This window comes from Vibrio gallicus (assembly GCF_024346875.1).
GTDB lineage: Bacteria > Pseudomonadota > Gammaproteobacteria > Enterobacterales > Vibrionaceae > Vibrio > Vibrio gallicus.
This window is the reverse complement of the sequence record NZ_AP024871.1, coordinates 1,402,785-1,418,771: the sequence shown is the minus strand read 5'-3', so window position 1 is coordinate 1,418,771 and position 15,987 is coordinate 1,402,785. Positions and strand designations below refer to the sequence as shown.

The following is a 15,987-nucleotide window of genomic DNA, read 5'->3' as shown; positions in this document are numbered from 1 at the left end:
CTCTGTAATATTATGCGCCGATACGCATAATATTAAGATAATCCTCTCTGACTTGCTATACTTAAACACGAGTGTAATTTAGACACTTGATAGCTGTTAAGAGAGGGAATTATGAGAGTTATCAGAGTGGGACGCCGCGGTGCAAGGAAGCAAAGCGGTTTGGTGGTGATTCTATTTACCGTCAGTTTATTGGTGCTTATCGGTTTTGCAGCCCTTGCAATCGATATTAACCATATGATTTTAAATAAATCACGCGTGCAAAATGCTGTGGATTCAGCCGCGCTATCAGCCTCTATGGCTATCGAAAATGGCGCAGGTGTGTCTCAAGCAGCCGATGCTGCAATTGAGACTATTAAAGCCATGGCATCTGGGGCTGGAAATGACGAACTGGATTTTGCCGTAGTAGGCGTTACTGAAAACTCGACTGCTACTAAAGAGTATAAATTTCAATCCAATGACGGTACGCAAGTTACCATTCAATTTAGTAATAATCCTATTACATTTCCCGCTGTAAATTCATTAAGTACCGCTCGTGATATCTATACACGGGTTTCGGTCGATAGCCATGATTTAGACAGTTTTCTAGTGCAGGTGTTCGGTCTTAGTAAGGCCGTTGCTGCAAGCGCGGTATCTGGACGCAGCTCTGGCATTGAAAATAGCTCAGTGATCGCTCCAATTGGTGTCTGCGAACAAGGCAGCACTAATTATGGCTATGACGTTGGAACCGAATATCAATTGGCAGGTAAAACAACAGGTAATAGCAATTGTACGGAAAATTGCTATGACCCGAGCTCGGGTGATATTGGGTCTGGGAACTACAATTACCTGCGCCTAGATGGTTATGGTAATGGTGCCGATGGGTTAGGAGATGCGATTGGCGGAAAAGCGCCGGGCGATTTTTCCGATGGTGAGTCTGGCATTTATTTTATCGATGGTTCGGTGGACACCAAGCCTGGGGTAAATAATGGACCTGTTACGGGCTTTAATTCTCGCTGGGTTCAAGAAGACGGCTTTCCTGAGCCTGATACTGATACTATGTCGGAGCGTTATGCTGATTATAATGGTAATGGACGACGAACCTTTGTGGTTCCGGTTGTGGATTGCTCGGGCGGAACCAATGGTGCATCAGCGGTAACAATTGAAGGTTTTGCCTGCTTCTTCTTAACTCAGCAATACGACAAACAAGATAAAATAATATATGGCGAGTTTTATACCAGTGGATGCACTGTGCCAAATGGGGGCGGGGGACAAACGCCTACCGATACTGGTCCGTATAAGATCCAGCTTTATCGAGATCTGACTACAGGGGAGTCTTAACATGGATGTACATAATCGAAAGCAAAAGGGAATTGCTGCGGTAGAAATGCTATTTGTTCTACCAATATTACTTATATTAATGGTGGGTATCTTTGAAATTAGCCGTATCTTCATTCAATACACAACCTTAAATAAAGCGGTACAAGCTGGTGCGCGTTACGCGTTACTCGACATTTATGGCGCGCAACCACAAGGGACTATTGCTCCTGAATCGCAAATCAAAAATGTAGTGGTGTACGGTATGAGAGGCTCAGGAACTGAATCACAAAAGGTCTTAACAGGGATCTCAACTGCAAATATATCCATAGATACCTCAAGCTCAGAGCATATAACGGTATCAGCGGTTTACCCATATAGTCCGGTATTTTCCAAGATCCCATTTACCAACACGTCGTTATCTATGAACTTATCCGCATCTGCTTCAATGCGTAGGAGCGGCATATGAGGTCAACCAAAACACGCAAACAGGGTGGTTTGGCGATTGTTGAGTTTACTATTGTAAGTTCTGTGTTGTTACTACTGCTATTTGGGATTATCGAAATAGGGCGTTTTCTGTTTTCATTACAAATGCTCAATGAAGTAACGCGCAAGGCCGCACGCTTGGCGACAGTGTGTTATATCGTTGATGATAGTAAGCTCAATACCAGTGATTTTGGCTCGACCTATAACTCACCCATTGATTTGAGTACCTTAACCCTAGAGATAGACTATCTCGACGAAGCGGGGAGTAAGATTGCGAGTCCAACATCAAGCACAGGATTTGGCTCTATCCGTTATGTCACTGCTCGCATCTCAGGTTTTAGCTATTCATTCTCAATATTAGGGGGGATATTTGGCACTCTAACCAATATAGATGCATTTGAAACAACCTTACCTTCCGAAAGTCTGGGTGTATATCGTCCATATTATGATGATTTGGGAGTATATGAAGCCTCACCTACCAGTGTAGATTGTCAGAGTTAAGGGGGCGGTGAGTTGGTGTATCTATGTAGCGGTGAATCGATGTTACCTCCCTAGCAAACCTCGACATGCCGGTAGTGTTTTAAGCGGCATCTGTGGGCACCCAAGATTTGCTATGCTGTTAGGCTCTAGTTCCCAGTTCCCAACACCTCTTCACCATTAAACCTATGTTTTCATAGTCCATGGGTTGGTTTTCCTGGTCTATGCTTAGTGAATCACTCGAATGTAACTTAGAGAGCAAAATATGAACAAACTGGTAATTGCGGTAATCGTCGTTTTAGGTGCGGTTTTCATCTGGAATAATAATACAGCAATGTCAGCGGTATGCTCTTCGGCTAGCGTGGTACAAAATCAATTCCCAATGCATTGCACCAAAGCAAGAGCTGCCTCACTTTTTAACTAAAAGTGAGCCTAAAAAACAGGCTATAAAATAGGTCAATAAGCGTGTGTTTGTTGGCCTTTTTCTTATTTTAAAAGAGCCATTTTTCAGCTTACACTTGTTCGCTAAACATGCCATACTGTCGGTATAATCGTGTAGAGGATAATAATGTGTCGCAATCTCAGTATTCTGTAAATGAAGAATTAGCCAACTCTATTAGCCATGGCATAGGCATGTTATTTGGCGTTTTCGCGTTAGTTCTACTTCTACAAAAATCATTTGCGTATTCAGCGGATACCTTAACGATTGTGAGCATGGCGCTATATGGAACCAGCATTATTGTGCTATTTATGGCCTCTACGCTATACCATTCCATTCGTTCTCCCAAAGCCAAGCGTTGGTTAAAGACATTCGATCATAGCGCTATCTACTTTTTAATCGCCGGCAGTTATACGCCATTTCTACTGGTAAGTTTACGTACTCCCTTAGCAATAGGATTGATGATAGTGATCTGGGGTATTGCAGTATTGGGTATCGTTATGAAGTTGGTTTTTGTATATCGATTTAAGCGCTTTTCACTATTTTCTTATATCGCAATGGGGTGGCTATCACTGATAGTGATTTATCAACTGTCAATCCACTTAGCAGCAGGGGGACTTATTCTGCTGGCAGTTGGTGGTTTAATCTACACCTTAGGTGTGGTGTTCTACGTAGCCAAACGTATTCCTTATAACCATGCTATCTGGCACTGTTTTGTACTTGCTGGCTGTGTGTGTCATTTTTTTGCGATTTACTTGTTTGTTAAACCTATCTAATTGGCTGATAAAATAGGCTTTTTTAAGTCATATCTATCTGTTGCTCCTTATGAAAATGACTTGTTACCATTTATTTAGTGACTTAACTCACTAAATATTTTGTGGCTAGATTTTCGACTCACGAAAACTAGCAACTATGAATGAGATCGCATTCACACTTGTTATAAAATAATACAAGAGAGTGAGGTGTGAATATGCATGCTTAAGTCTATGTTTTAAATTGGATAATTAAGAATAATGTTGTGCACTACTCAAGTGTATGCATAAAATACCCATAAATAACGAACAGATATCGCAATTATTGCCTGAAATATTTTGTAGTATTTTTCTAAAATAACTACAGGAGAAGCAATATGAGCAAACACATTCTTGCTATCTTAATCGGCCTAGCACTTGTTGGGTGTAACGATGGAAAAGATAGCAATAACTCACCATCAGATATTCCAGATAACCCAGATTCGAGTATTCCAGCTGACCCTGATAGCCCCGAGTCTGAAACACCTTTGCCGCCAATTTCTGAGGATCTGACCTTTTATTCTTCTGGTATTCCAGAGGCAGTGATCGAGGTTCCTGAGGTTGTGTGTAGCGAGGTGTTTGATTCTACTAGTGACCTTCAAAAAGCGGTATCAACGGAAATGGCTCCAGGTACCACGCTATGTCTTGCAGACGGTGAATATGATGACGGTCTGTATGTGAAGTTCGGTGGACAAGGTACGGCACAAGCACCAATTAAGGTTGCAGCAGAGCATCCAGGTAAGGCGATTATAACGGGAGGCGACTCTAAGGTTGCTATGGCCGGTAGCCATGTACAGGTACAAGGCTTTGTATTTAATGATGTAACATACAGCAGTAGCCTAATTGAAACTCGCCATGGCACCCACAATCTATGTACTGATTGCCGTATTACTGAGATCTCCGTGGTTGATGCAAAGCCAAGTGGCATTTCAGGTATCCTTGTGCACATCTACGGACAGGGCATTTGGTTAGATCACAGCATTCTAAGTGGCAAGAACGTTAAAAACCCTATGGTCTCGTTTAACCGTTGGGTAGACTCAAGCTGGGATGAAGAAACAAAACTCAATGAGTTAGCCCGCGATGTTGTGGTATATAAAAACTATATTGCCAACCGTCCACCAACGGATGGAAAACTCTATGCAGACTCTAGTGATAATGATTATGAAGCAATTCGTACTGGCTTGAGTGACACTCACCACTACCCAGGGGATTCGTTCATTGTTGGTAACTTATTTGAGAATATCCAAGGTGAAGCTGAGGTTATTTCAAACAAGGGTACAAATAATGTTATTAGCCACAATACTATACGTCATAGTTACGGCTCTTTGACAACTCGCCATGGTGGTCAAGCTAAGATAAACAATAACTTTATCTTCGGCGATGGTCATCCGTTTGCTGGTGGTATTCGCATCGTTGATGGCGATCATGAAGTGACCAACAACTATATTGAAGGCGCGCGTTATCTAAGCACGACCCACCACGGTGGCATCGTACTGTTAGGTTCAGATGGCTCTGGTGATTCAGATAACGGATACCAACAAGTAGAAAACGTTCACCTAGCACACAACACCATTGTTGATAGTGTAAATAGTTTGAACCTTGATGGCGGTGGTAAAAAGACCCAGCCTGACAGCGTCTATATGGCAAATAACCTAGTAGATAAGGCCATCGGTCCAATCTTTACCAGTTCAGATCGTGGCGTTCCTACCAACTCAAATATTGCAGGAAACATCGTTTCTGGTCAGTCTGTATCTGATAGTAGCGGCATTACCGCTAGCGAGTCTGGTTTTGAATTTAGCGCAGCTGAACTAAAACGCCATAGTGAAGATGGTTTATACCGCATCTCAAGTAATACACCAAATATTGATGCAGTAGAGTATGCTCGAGGTGATTTCTCTAAAGTAACTATTGATATGGACGGCCAGCAGCGCTCTGATACTACACTGGTTGGCGCAGATGACAATAACCTTACTGACGACCGCCAGTACCGACCATTAGATTTTGCCGATGTGGGCCCTACTCACTACCGTATTGCAAAACCAGAACCAACAGTGGTTGTGGCACAAATAGAAAACTTTGATTTTGCTAACGGTTTAGATGCTTGGTCTGGATTTGGCTCAGAGAAAGTGACTGGTGATGATGCTTTCGCACATACCGGCAGCGCTTTGATTAGTGAAAATGGATACCTGTCTCAGTCAGTAGGTTTACTCCCAAATCATAATTACGAGCTAAGTGCCTTTGTAAAAGGGGGTTATCGTTTATCTATAGACGGACTTGCTCAACTTCAGGATGTAGTCTCAAGTGAAGAGTATCAATGGGTTCGCATTCCATTTAACTCAGGCGTATCTACTACAGCCAATATTACCCTAGGTATCCCAACCGAGGTTACTATGCTACTGGCTCTGCAAGATCCTAACTTTGTTGATTTCCGTAATAATGGCGGCAGTAGCGATGTATGGGTAACACAAGAAAACAGTAATGCAGGCTATGGAGACGTAGGCAGCTCAGGTGATACGGCATTTGGAGATGGCGGCTCTGCGCGAATTCGCTTTAGGAAGGATGTAACGGAGCATCATTTTGACTCGCAGCCAGGCGTTAGCCAAGTAGTAAGTGGTTTACCCCACAATACTGACGTAAGTTACTCACTCTATTATTGTGACAATAAAAAAGATGAGTCGTTATCAACCCTGTACTTTGGTATTAAAGATTCACACGGTGAGGTTATCAAAGGGCAGTACGCTCATGTTAAAGATTTAGGTGATGCGCCTCAAGGTAGCAGTAAGACCTGCTTTAAGAAGGTATCAACCACATTCAATACTGGATCAAATGATAGCGTAGAGGTCTTTGCTAACATGGCAATCGATATCGATAACACCATGACAGACGAAGAAATTTATGCCAACAGTCAGTTTACGAGCAATGAGCTAGAAGTGCGTTTGGATGCGTTCTCTCTATCTTATCAAGGTGAGCCTTCTGATGATTTAATGGGCTACTTCGATGAAATCCGCCTAGTAACGCGTAACGACCAATAATACAAACACATAAAATGGGTATATTTATATACCCATAATCAAAAAGCTGCCTTTTAAACTGGATTTGTTCCATGTTTAATTTAAAGGCAGCTTTTTTTATAGGCCTAAATAAAATATAGAGTGAAAGTACTATTTATATACATGAAAATAGGGAAGTGCTTCAGATTTGAATATTTTAATCTATATGATAGCGCATTAATAAATACTCGCCTAAGTGGAGATTACTGCCAAGACTGTCGTATTACAGAAGTGTCAGTATTAAATGCAGAGGGTCAAAATGAATACGGATATTTATTTAAGATCTATGGCGACGGCACTTGGTTAGACCATAGCATCATCAGCGGTAAAACCATTAAGAACCCGATGATTTCTCTAGTTCGAGAAAAAGGTCTGATTAACGACGATGGCACTAATAATTTAGCAAACAACATAGTTGTGTATAAAAACTATATCGCTAACCGCGTTCCCGCAGATGGTAAAATTTATGCAGGGGCAAAAGATAACGATTATGAAGCTATCCGTACTGGTTTGAGTGAAACCCATGAGATCCCAAGCCATTCTTTTGTGGTGGGTAACCTGTTTGAAAATATTCAGGGTGAAGCTGAAGTCATCTCAAACAAAGCCAGTGAAAATACCATTAGTTTTAACACCATTCGCAACAGTAACGGTTCACTGACTAACCGTCATGGCCATGGTAGCAAAATTCAAAATAACTTTATTTTAGGGGACGGTTACCCATTGGCGGGTGGTATACGCATTGTGGATAACGGACATGATGTTAGTAATAACTATATTGACGGTGTGCGTTATCTAAATACGACTCACCACGGCGGTATCGTGTTACTTGGATCTGATGGTTCTGGTGATGGTGGCAATGGCTATCAACAAGTTGAAGATGTACATGTTGAGCACAATACCATTGTTGATAGTGTAAACAGCCTTAACCTAGATGGGGGAGGTAAGAAAACACAACCTCGCCATGTTTATATAGAAAATAATATTGTTGACCACGCTATTGGCCCAGTATTTACAAGCTCTAAGCGCGGAGTGCCAACCGACTCAGAGATTGTAGGTAACATCGTATCTGGTCAAAGCGTTGCGGACAGTTCAGCTATCACTCAAAATGAGTCAGGGTTTGAATTTTATTCAGCTGAGCTACAACGTGGTGGAGATGATAACCTATATCGTCCATCAGTTGATTCTCCAAGCTTAGATGCGACGGCGCATACGAGTAATCCAAAGACACCTATGTATGACATGGATGGTCAGAAACGAAGCGAAATGACGTCTATCGGTGCTGATGAAGTAAACCCAGCTTCACGCACGATTAAGCCATTAACCTATGCAGATGTTGGTCCAGTTAATTATAAGTTGACCAAGCCTGAGCCTATCGTTGTAACAGCTCCGATTAAAAACAGTAACTTTGAAAATTGGTTGAATGATTGGCACGGAACTGGTGGTTATTATACCGTGACAGGTCAGGATGCGTTCTCTGGCCAAACCTTAGTACTTGATAACCACGGTTCGCTGAACCAACAAGTGGCGATACTTCCACACCATCATTACGAACTGAGTGCCTTTGTTAAGGGTAATTATGAGCTGATGATTAATGGTATAGAAAGTGCCAAGGGTGAGGTATCAGGTGATGAGTATAAATGGGTGCGTGTTCCATTTGATTCAGGAGACAAGGATAGTGTGATCGTATCTTTGAATATCCCTGAAACAATCACAGCTACAGCTAATATTGCAAACCCAGACTTTACTGATAAAAAACTAGATAATTGGACAACCCATGAGAATAGCGCGAAAGGACTTGGGGATGTAGACAGTTCAAGTGATAGTGCATTTAGTGGAGAGGGCTCTATACGTTTCCGCTTTAAAAATGACGAAGATGCTAATGATTTCACCGCAACCCCTGGTGCGAGCCAGGTAATTAGTGGTCTTCCGCAAAATACGGATATGACTTACTCATTCTACTATTGCGACAAAATGGGCAATAATTCGTTGGCGGGTGTGGAGTTTGGAGCGAAATCATTACAAGGTGCGTTGATATCGAGTCAATATACTCATAATAAAGACCTTGGAAATGCAGAAAAAGGCACAAACAAAGACTGCTTTAAGAAAGTAAGTACGACGTTTAACACAGGAGATAATGATAGCGTAGAGATCTTTGCTCAGATGGTGGTTGATCAAAATGCAACCCCAGAAGAGGTTAAAGCGAATAGCTATTATGGTAGTAATAAGTTCGAGGTTCGTTTAGACCACTTCGCTCTGTCTTACAATGCTAAAGCACCTGATGATCTAACTGGTTACTTTGATGAAGTGCGCGTTGCAACCCGTACTGACCAAGCAAATAACTAAGCAGGAATATAATCGCTGGCGTCTCATTTGAGGCGCCTTTTTTATGGGTATAATAAATTGGAATATGGCGATATTTTGCTAACATCTTGCGCAAAGTCGTTGCTATACTCCGCTTAAATCAACAAAAGTAAGCGCAATAATGAGCATTAACAGAGAAGAGCTACAAAACAACCCACTACACGGCTTGAAGTTGGAAGATATGGTGAAAGAACTTGTCGACCATTATGGTTGGGATATTCTGGATACTGCAATGCGTTTCAACTGTTTTCACACTAACCCATCTATTGCGAGTAGCGTTAAGTATTTACGTAAAAGTGAATGGGCAAGAGAGAAGCTAGAAGCATTTTATCTGTCTCGTTTCAAGCGTATGCCGCGCCCTACAGAAGAAGAAAAAGAGATGCCGCCAAGAATGCGAACCTTTGCTAATGGCATAGAACCTAAAGAACCTATGGTATTGACCATAGACTCTATTTTGGCCTCTCAAGCAAAAGCGGCATCGGCATTTAAAGCTAAAAAGGCCCAAGAGCGCCGTTCTCGTAAATAAGTTCCCTATAACCTAAGTTCTAGAGAGCTTATACAACCTTGCCTCGCATTGATTTGGTTTGCCCTTTACGCTTCTTAGCGTCGATCCGGCGTCTTTGAGAGGCCTTGGTTGGCTTGGTTGCTCTGCGTTTCTTTTGTACTACAGTGGCTTGCTTAATAAACTCGAGTAAGCGATTGAGCGCATCTTGCCGATTCTGCTCTTGAGTACGAAAGCTTTGGGCTTTGATGATAAATACCCCGTCACTACTAATCCGAGTGTCAGAAAGGGCAAGTAGTCGCTCTTTATAGACCGATGGCAGCGAAGAACGATTAATATCAAACCGTAAATGTATAGCGCTACTGGTTTTATTTACATTTTGACCACCCGCACCCATGGCACGAATCGCTGTCATTTCAATTTCCCAGTCAGCTAGGATTACGGTGTTTGAGATTCTGAGCATGTTTGGGCTTATTGGTTCATGATTGGGTAGGGTACTTGGATTAGAACTATTTATCTAGCCGGAAGTGGAACAACTTATTTACCATGCCACTGGGTACGGTAGGCTTAGATGTGATGGTTTGCTATATTCGGGAAGTGAAGGGCAAATCGAATATTGCCCTTTACGGTGTGTACTACTCAAATAATTGCTTAGCAAAGGCTTCAATCGGTTCAGGTAATAGGTCCTGAGGATGGTCACCGCCGAAGGTCATCAGGCCACTGGTACCCTCTATCACTGCTGATTTGATATCACTTTCATTATGAGTGTTAATCACAGACACCTTTACCGAGACCTTATCGGGTATTCCAGACCACTCTGTAGCGCGATCTTCCCAGTGTAAAATGGTCGGGTAAACTAAATAGTTGTAGCCTCCCTCTTTAGCTGAGGCTATGGCATCAGAGTACGACTGAACCTGAGTTGCCATCTCAACATTATTAAGTCTAACCATTAATCGACTATTAATGACTTGGCTTAGCATCATTCCAGAGCCAGTATAGTGACGTTTTCCATAAGAGCCATCTTTAGAGAGTGCGATATAGACTGAATCGCTGGCTTTGATTTTGGGGGTATTGGTCGTGCTATTCACATTTAAGTTATGCGAGTCAGCGCAACCAAATAATGTCGCTAAACTGACGACTAATAATAATTTTTTCATTTCTCTGCCACTAAATCCTATGTACTATTCAGCTTAATCTATTGCACATTTTACATGCAACATCTCCGGCTCGATTTGCGACAATGGCTATGACATTTATCATTTTATGCAATAAAAAACCCAAGCGTTTGCTTGGGTTTTAACTGGTTATGCGTGAGTTTGTTCGACAATGGTCAGCGGCACGGGCGTTGTTTTGTGATGAAGAAATTCTTCCACAATCGCGCGATTGTGCGCCTTGATGTTAATACCCCAGTTGGAGAATACCGTTTCTTGAAACCCCATTTCTGCGAGGCTAGAAATATGGTGGCAACATGGCATTTCAATTGTGACTTGATCGGCAGTTTTCGCGGCAAGTTTGCGATTAAATTGCATTAAGTCTTCCGTTTGCATCGTGTGCAATTGGGCGCAATGTGGGCATACAAATTCTTTGTTTGCTCTTAACTTTCCGCTTTGAGTCAGAAGATTGGATTCCCAAAACGAGACTTCATGTTCGTTGAAATAATCTTGTAGAGTCTCTACCAGATTTGTTTTTAATGCAGGCGATAGAGCTGCGTTGTGGTCACTAGGACAAAGATTTACCGAATACATAATTAGCCACCTGTTTGAATTTTTTGAAACAAGCAACAGACCGCCCATTCCTTGAAGAGATACTGCTGTGTATAGGCTCATTATATGTAAATCAGAAATGGCTTTCTTACCATGCCGCGCCATTTTTGAATAAAAAGTGATTTGGTTTAGAAATATTTGAGACGCTTCACACTATATTGAGGCGGGATAAATAAAACGGATTATTATTCACGCAACATGATGCATGTGGGGTGCTCGTTTTTTGATCTATACAAACTAGTGCGGTCAGTTTACAGGCAGGCTAAACCACTATTTTGTCGCTTTAATGGGGATTACGAAATAAAAAAAGCACCTAGCAAAAGCTAGGTGCTGAGTGTGGTTTTAATTGCGGCTGGTCGCTTATGAATCCACGTTGCTTGCATTAAGCTGTGCGATCTTCACTATCACGTTAACGGCTTGCTGCATGCCATCTATGCTAGCGAATTCATGGATGCCATGGAAATTGTAGCCACCCGTGAATATGTTAGGGCAAGGTAGCCCTTTAAATGAAAGGCGAGCACCATCAGTGCCGCCACGGATTGGCTTGATTTCTGGCTCTACATCACATGCAATCATGGCTTGTTTAGCCAGCTCAATAATATGTGGGTGAGGCTCAACCATTTCACGCATATTGTAATAGGCATCGGTGAGTATCAGTTCAACGTGACCTTTCTCTAGCTTGCTGTTTAAGGCATCAACTTGAGTCTGCATAAACGCTTTGCGGCGCTCAAGGTTATCGCGATCAAAATCGCGAATGATATACCCAAGCTCGGTACGCGCGACAGACGGTTTCATGGATTTGAGGTGATAGAAGCCTTCATAGCCCTGCGTAGACTGTGGGGTTTCGCTTTCTGGCATCATCAACTGAAATTGCGCTGCGATGTTCATTGAATTGATCATTTTACCCTTGGCAGTGCCAGGGTGTACGTTGACACCGTGACAGATCACATCGGCTGAAGTCGCATTGAAATTTTCATATTCAAGTTCACCAACTGGGCCGCCATCAATGGTGTATGCCCACTTTGCTCCAAATCTCTGTACATCAAACAGATTTGCACCGCGACCAATTTCTTCATCTGGTGTAAAACCAATGCAGATATCGCCATGTTTTATCTGAGGATTGGCCTTTAAATAGGCAATCGCGGTGATGATTTCTGCAATACCAGCCTTATTGTCGCCACCTAGTAAGGTTGTACCATCGGTAGTAATAAGGCTCTGACCGATAACTGTGTTTAAATCTGGATATTGCTGTGGTGATAATACTTCGCCGCTGTTACCAAGTACGATTTCGCCACCTTGGTAATTCTCTATGATCTGCGGCTTTACATCTTTACCTGACGCGTCAGGAGCGGTGTCCATATGTGCGACAAAACCGATAGCGGGTACGTCTTGCTCAATGTTTGCAGGTAGGCGAGCGGTTAGGTAACTATTTTGATCAAGTACTACGTCCGACAGCTCAAGTTCGATAAGTTCTTTTTCAAGTTGCTGCGCGAGTACGCGTTGCCCTTCAGTACTTGGGCACTGTGAATGCGCTGAATCTGATTGAGTCTCAAAGCTCACGTAGCGCAGAAAGCGCGATACTAGGTTATCCATCTATTACTCACTTATTTTGTATGACGTACGCGCAGTATTACTGGATGTAGAGGCAAATGAAATGCGATCAATCATTTTTTTGTGCATTAAAATTTGGGCTATTGCTGCGCGGTGAATTTTGGTAACGCTAGTGTGATTGAGCTCAGGGTTTCGGCTTGCCGATATTAGCCTTTACTCTTGATTGCCGGCAGTTTCGTTGTAATTAGTTGATTTATAGCGTTTTGGGCGAGAAAAGCCAGTGATCAGCTCTGCTGTCGCTGAGTAGTTCACTAACCGCTTACTTTACGCAAAACATTCGTAGTAGCGCGTCATCATATCTCTAACTAGCGTCGAATTTGCGTTGATAACGAGGTTGCATGGTCTCGTTTCCAAGCAGCCCACCTTGATGCAAATAGATTAGCTCCTTGTTTGGATTGTTTTTTATCCATGGTAATAAGCATTGCCACATATATGGGTCATATAACAGGTCAAATTCGACCATAGTTTGCTTAAGCAGCGCTTGCCAAAGTACGTATTCATTTTTGTAGAGCTTGCCAAAATGATGCTTGTATTGTGATTGTAAAATGGTGGGGGTATCGGCTTCGCCAAGTTCTTGCCACTGTTTTTTTAGGTAGGCGTTTCCGCCAACACAAGCACAGGTGATAACGGGAATGTTGTGTCGTTTAAGGTATTTGTGAAGGTATAGCGCAGTTGTACCTGTACCTGATGGTAGGGCGAGCACAAACTGCTTATTAGCTCTAAAGCGCGACCAACTAATAATCTCTTGTGCTAATCCCTTAATGCCAGATTCTGCCAACTGAGAGCGACCGCCTTCGGGTACAACCAGACAGTTGGCTTGGGGTTGGCGAACATTCTCTATGTAATACTGTGGATGAATATCTTTGCATTCGATGATTTGTGCGCCTAATTCAAGTGCCCCGCGATAATTTCCAGTTGGTTTTTGTTTTAGCCAATCGGGAATATTATGGGTGTAGAACTCCAGTTTCCATTTTTTTATGCGACACAATGCAGCTAGAGAGTACAAAGAATTAGCCTGAATAGAGCCGGTACCTATAATGGTATCAATGCCTTGTGGAGGATTCTTTAATAACTGCATGAATTTACGTGCTTTATTTCCAGAAAAATGTTGATGTAATTGATCATCACGCTTTAAATAGAAGGTGAAGTTTTGGAAATCATGCTGGGTAATTGGACTGGATTCGAGTTTCATAACGGTCACAGATATAGGTAAGCCGGCACATAGTAGTGCGTAAAGTAGGGAGATGCAAAGGGTGAAATATCAATTTCTACGATTTGCAGTTGTTGGTGTAGTTGGCTTTGTGGTGGATATTACAGTATTTGCTCTATGTATATATTGGATACAGATGCCGACCCTGTTGTCACGAGTTACTGCGTTTTCGGTGGCTGTATGTGTCACTTGGCTGGGAAATCGAATCTACACCTTTGGCAATAAATCACCAATTTGGCCACAACTAAAACGCTTTGCCGTTTCTGCAACTGCGTCAGTGATACCTAATATTGGCATATTTCATTTGGTGTTGAGCTACCTAGGAGAAAGTGTCGTGACACATTTATTGGCGTTTGTGATGGGGGTATTAGCAGGGCTGTGTAGCAATTATTTGCTCAATACGTTATGGGTGTTTAAAAAAGATCCCCCAGCGCAAGGCTAGGGGATATACGATTATGCGACTTGCGTTTCTGCAGCCTGTTGTACTGGCGTTGCTTTGGCTTCTGCGCCGTGCATCCAGTGTACAAGTTTGTTAGACAAGAGCAGTAAGATAAGCCCTGAAATTGCGGCGGCAACTGCAATCCCACCGAAGATAGGCATAGCGCCAAGCTCTCCAACGTGAGAGCCAATTAGCCCTGCGACGTAATTTGCAATGGCATTAAAACCAAACCATGCGCCCATTAGCAATGAAGCTAAGCGAAGAGGAGCAAGCTTGGTTACCAATGAAAGACCGATTGGAGATAGGCAAAGCTCACCAAGGGTATGGAACAGATACGCGCCAACTAGCCAGAACATAGAGGTTTTAACTGTCATATCACCACCTTGTTCCAATACTGCACCGACCATAAATAGGAATCCGACCGCGAGGAAGAATAAACCAAAGGCAAATTTTACTGGTGAGGTTGGCTCTTTAGGCCCAAGTTTCACCCAAATTGCCGCCAGTAGTGGTGCTAGCAGCATGATAAAGAATGGGTTTAAAGACTGGAACCACGCGGAAGGAACCTCGAAGCTTCCAATCATACGGTTAGTGTAATCTTGAGTGTAGATGTTCATTAGGCCACCAGCTTGCTCGAAGCCAGCCCAGAAGATAACCACAAATAGACCCATAATCATGATTACTTTAAGGCGATCAATCTCTTGTGCAGTTAATGGTGCCTTTGTTTTTGCTTTAGTGCGTAGGTCGCGTTTAGCAGCTGGTTCAACCCCAACATTACCCAACCAAGCTTTGCCTAAGGTCAGTTGCAGTATGATACTTAAAACCATACCAATACCTGCGGTTAGGAACCCTGCATTCCATCCAAAAGAGTCAGAAACACTGCCTGCTACGATACCCGCAAGTAAAGCACCTAAGTTGATACCCATATAGAAGATAGTGAACGCACCGTCGCGACGGTTGTCTCCTTCTTCATATAAGTCGCCAACCATGGTTGAAACGTTAGGTTTAAATAGACCGTTACCTAAAATAAGCAAGCTAAGCCCAAAGTAAAAAGAGCTGTGTACGTCAATGCCAAATGAACCATTTGGTAGTGCGAGAGAGAACTGACCGATGGCCATTAATACGCCACCAATAATTACTGACTTGCGTTGACCTAGGTAGTTATCTGCAATCCAGCCACCAATAATTGGGGTTACATAAACTAAACCGGTATAGATACCGTAAAGGTCTAGAGCGTCTTTGGTACTCCATCCAAGACCGCCATTAATAGTGGTATCTGTAAGGTATAACACCAAGATAGCGCGCATTGCGTAATAAGAGAAACGCTCCCATAGCTCAGTGCTAAAAAGTAAGAACAGACCGCGAGGGTGTCCTAGAATTGTTTTTTGATTTGTCATAGTTGTGTTTGTATTCGATATATTTATTAGAATTGAGAATAGATATACCGTTTAAGTGCATGGTTATCAATTGACAGAAAATAACCTAATAGGAAGGGTTGACGCAGTTAAGTCCTTGTTATGTAGGGTATGAATAGGGTTTAGTAACTACAATATCGCACACTGGAAACT

Annotated in this window: 15 protein-coding genes; 9 read left to right on the top strand and 6 right to left on the bottom strand. The window is 42.5% G+C overall.

The genetic code is table 11. From position 1 onward, the window contains the following. The first annotated feature begins 111 nt into the window (after nucleotides 1-111). The 8 genes from OCU28_RS06525 (at nucleotide 112) to OCU28_RS06490 (ending at nucleotide 9,423) form a co-directional block, all read left to right on the top strand. Entirely contained in the window at nucleotides 112-1,317 is a 1,206-nt protein-coding gene (locus tag OCU28_RS06525) for a TadE/TadG family type IV pilus assembly protein (RefSeq protein WP_261815410.1), read from the top strand. A 1-nt stretch (nucleotide 1,318) separates the two neighbouring features. Continuing rightward, on the top strand, nucleotides 1,319-1,762 hold the full coding sequence (locus OCU28_RS06520) for a TadE/TadG family type IV pilus assembly protein (RefSeq protein WP_261815409.1): 444 nt from the start codon (nucleotides 1,319-1,321) through the stop codon (nucleotides 1,760-1,762). Next, a complete protein-coding gene (locus OCU28_RS06515) occupies nucleotides 1,759-2,280 on the top strand; it encodes a TadE/TadG family type IV pilus assembly protein (RefSeq protein ID WP_261815408.1) in 522 nt (173 codons plus the stop codon). Before OCU28_RS06520 ends, OCU28_RS06515 begins: the two co-directional genes overlap by 4 nt. A 241-nt stretch (nucleotides 2,281-2,521) precedes the next feature. Beyond that, nucleotides 2,522-2,680 carry a hypothetical protein gene (locus tag OCU28_RS06510; RefSeq protein WP_261815407.1) on the top strand — a complete coding sequence of 53 codons (159 nt, stop codon included), beginning with the start codon at nucleotides 2,522-2,524 and terminating at the stop codon, nucleotides 2,678-2,680. 107 nt (nucleotides 2,681-2,787) lie between these two features. Further along, nucleotides 2,788-3,471 (top strand): PAQR family membrane homeostasis protein TrhA, encoded by a 684-nt coding sequence (gene trhA / locus OCU28_RS06505; protein ID WP_261815406.1) that lies wholly within the window; start codon nucleotides 2,788-2,790, stop codon nucleotides 3,469-3,471. A gap of 353 nt (nucleotides 3,472-3,824) precedes the next feature. Beyond that, on the top strand, nucleotides 3,825-6,518 hold the full coding sequence (locus tag OCU28_RS06500; protein WP_261815405.1) for a polysaccharide lyase 6 family protein: 2,694 nt from the start codon (nucleotides 3,825-3,827) through the stop codon (nucleotides 6,516-6,518). 141 nt (nucleotides 6,519-6,659) lie between these two features. Next, complete coding sequence (locus OCU28_RS06495) at nucleotides 6,660-8,879, top strand: chondroitinase-B domain-containing protein (RefSeq protein WP_261815404.1); 2,220 nt, start codon at nucleotides 6,660-6,662, stop codon at nucleotides 8,877-8,879. 139 nt (nucleotides 8,880-9,018) lie between these two features. Further along, entirely contained in the window at nucleotides 9,019-9,423 is a 405-nt protein-coding gene (locus OCU28_RS06490) for a VF530 family protein (RefSeq protein WP_261815403.1), read from the top strand. Between the two features lie 28 nt (nucleotides 9,424-9,451). On the opposite strand, the gene arfB is transcribed toward OCU28_RS06490, so the two are convergent. The 5 genes from arfB to OCU28_RS06465 all read right to left on the bottom strand — a co-directional run bounded on the left by arfB (nucleotide 9,452) and on the right by OCU28_RS06465 (nucleotide 13,965). After that, the gene (gene arfB / locus OCU28_RS06485) at nucleotides 9,452-9,862 is read right to left on the bottom strand and encodes an alternative ribosome rescue aminoacyl-tRNA hydrolase ArfB (protein WP_261815402.1); all 411 of its coding nucleotides are present in this window, start codon (nucleotides 9,860-9,862) and stop codon (nucleotides 9,452-9,454) included. A gap of 172 nt (nucleotides 9,863-10,034) precedes the next feature. Then, a complete protein-coding gene (locus OCU28_RS06480; RefSeq protein ID WP_261815401.1) occupies nucleotides 10,035-10,556 on the bottom strand; it encodes a DUF4823 domain-containing protein in 522 nt (173 codons plus the stop codon). Nucleotides 10,557-10,703: 147 nt separating this feature from the next. Next, nucleotides 10,704-11,144: a hypothetical protein gene (locus OCU28_RS06475; protein ID WP_261815400.1), complete on the bottom strand. Its 441-nt coding sequence runs from the start codon at nucleotides 11,142-11,144 to the stop codon at nucleotides 10,704-10,706. Between the two features lie 378 nt (nucleotides 11,145-11,522). Further along, nucleotides 11,523-12,755: a peptidase T gene (pepT, locus tag OCU28_RS06470; RefSeq protein WP_261815399.1), complete on the bottom strand. Its 1,233-nt coding sequence runs from the start codon at nucleotides 12,753-12,755 to the stop codon at nucleotides 11,523-11,525. Between the two features lie 319 nt (nucleotides 12,756-13,074). Then, on the bottom strand, nucleotides 13,075-13,965 hold the full coding sequence (locus tag OCU28_RS06465; protein ID WP_261815398.1) for a 1-aminocyclopropane-1-carboxylate deaminase/D-cysteine desulfhydrase: 891 nt from the start codon (nucleotides 13,963-13,965) through the stop codon (nucleotides 13,075-13,077). 61 nt (nucleotides 13,966-14,026) lie between these two features. On the opposite strand from OCU28_RS06465, the gene OCU28_RS06460 reads away from it, so the two are divergent. After that, nucleotides 14,027-14,425: a GtrA family protein gene (locus OCU28_RS06460; protein ID WP_261815397.1), complete on the top strand. Its 399-nt coding sequence runs from the start codon at nucleotides 14,027-14,029 to the stop codon at nucleotides 14,423-14,425. A gap of 11 nt (nucleotides 14,426-14,436) precedes the next feature. Here OCU28_RS06460 and OCU28_RS06455 read toward each other — a convergent pair whose 3' ends face one another. Beyond that, nucleotides 14,437-15,816, bottom strand: a complete 1,380-nt coding sequence (locus tag OCU28_RS06455; RefSeq protein WP_261815396.1) for a peptide MFS transporter — start codon at nucleotides 15,814-15,816, stop codon at nucleotides 14,437-14,439. Nucleotides 15,817-15,987 lie beyond the last annotated feature (171 nt).

Coding starts and splice junctions, on each gene's coding strand:
- OCU28_RS06525 (WP_261815410.1), top strand. CDS start 112: ATGAGAGTTATCAGAGTGGGACGCCGCGGTGCAAGGAAGCAAAGCGGT.
- OCU28_RS06520 (WP_261815409.1), top strand. CDS start 1,319: ATGGATGTACATAATCGAAAGCAAAAGGGAATTGCTGCGGTAGAAATG.
- OCU28_RS06515 (WP_261815408.1), top strand. CDS start 1,759: ATGAGGTCAACCAAAACACGCAAACAGGGTGGTTTGGCGATTGTTGAG.
- OCU28_RS06510 (WP_261815407.1), top strand. CDS start 2,522: ATGAACAAACTGGTAATTGCGGTAATCGTCGTTTTAGGTGCGGTTTTC.
- trhA (WP_261815406.1), top strand. CDS start 2,788: ATGCCATACTGTCGGTATAATCGTGTAGAGGATAATAATGTGTCGCAA.
- OCU28_RS06500 (WP_261815405.1), top strand. CDS start 3,825: ATGAGCAAACACATTCTTGCTATCTTAATCGGCCTAGCACTTGTTGGG.
- OCU28_RS06495 (WP_261815404.1), top strand. CDS start 6,660: ATGAAAATAGGGAAGTGCTTCAGATTTGAATATTTTAATCTATATGAT.
- OCU28_RS06490 (WP_261815403.1), top strand. CDS start 9,019: ATGAGCATTAACAGAGAAGAGCTACAAAACAACCCACTACACGGCTTG.
- arfB (WP_261815402.1), bottom strand. CDS start 9,862: ATGCTCAGAATCTCAAACACCGTAATCCTAGCTGACTGGGAAATTGAA.
- OCU28_RS06480 (WP_261815401.1), bottom strand. CDS start 10,556: ATGAAAAAATTATTATTAGTCGTCAGTTTAGCGACATTATTTGGTTGC.
- OCU28_RS06475 (WP_261815400.1), bottom strand. CDS start 11,144: ATGTATTCGGTAAATCTTTGTCCTAGTGACCACAACGCAGCTCTATCG.
- pepT (WP_261815399.1), bottom strand. CDS start 12,755: ATGGATAACCTAGTATCGCGCTTTCTGCGCTACGTGAGCTTTGAGACT.
- OCU28_RS06465 (WP_261815398.1), bottom strand. CDS start 13,965: ATGAAACTCGAATCCAGTCCAATTACCCAGCATGATTTCCAAAACTTC.
- OCU28_RS06455 (WP_261815396.1), bottom strand. CDS start 15,816: ATGACAAATCAAAAAACAATTCTAGGACACCCTCGCGGTCTGTTCTTA.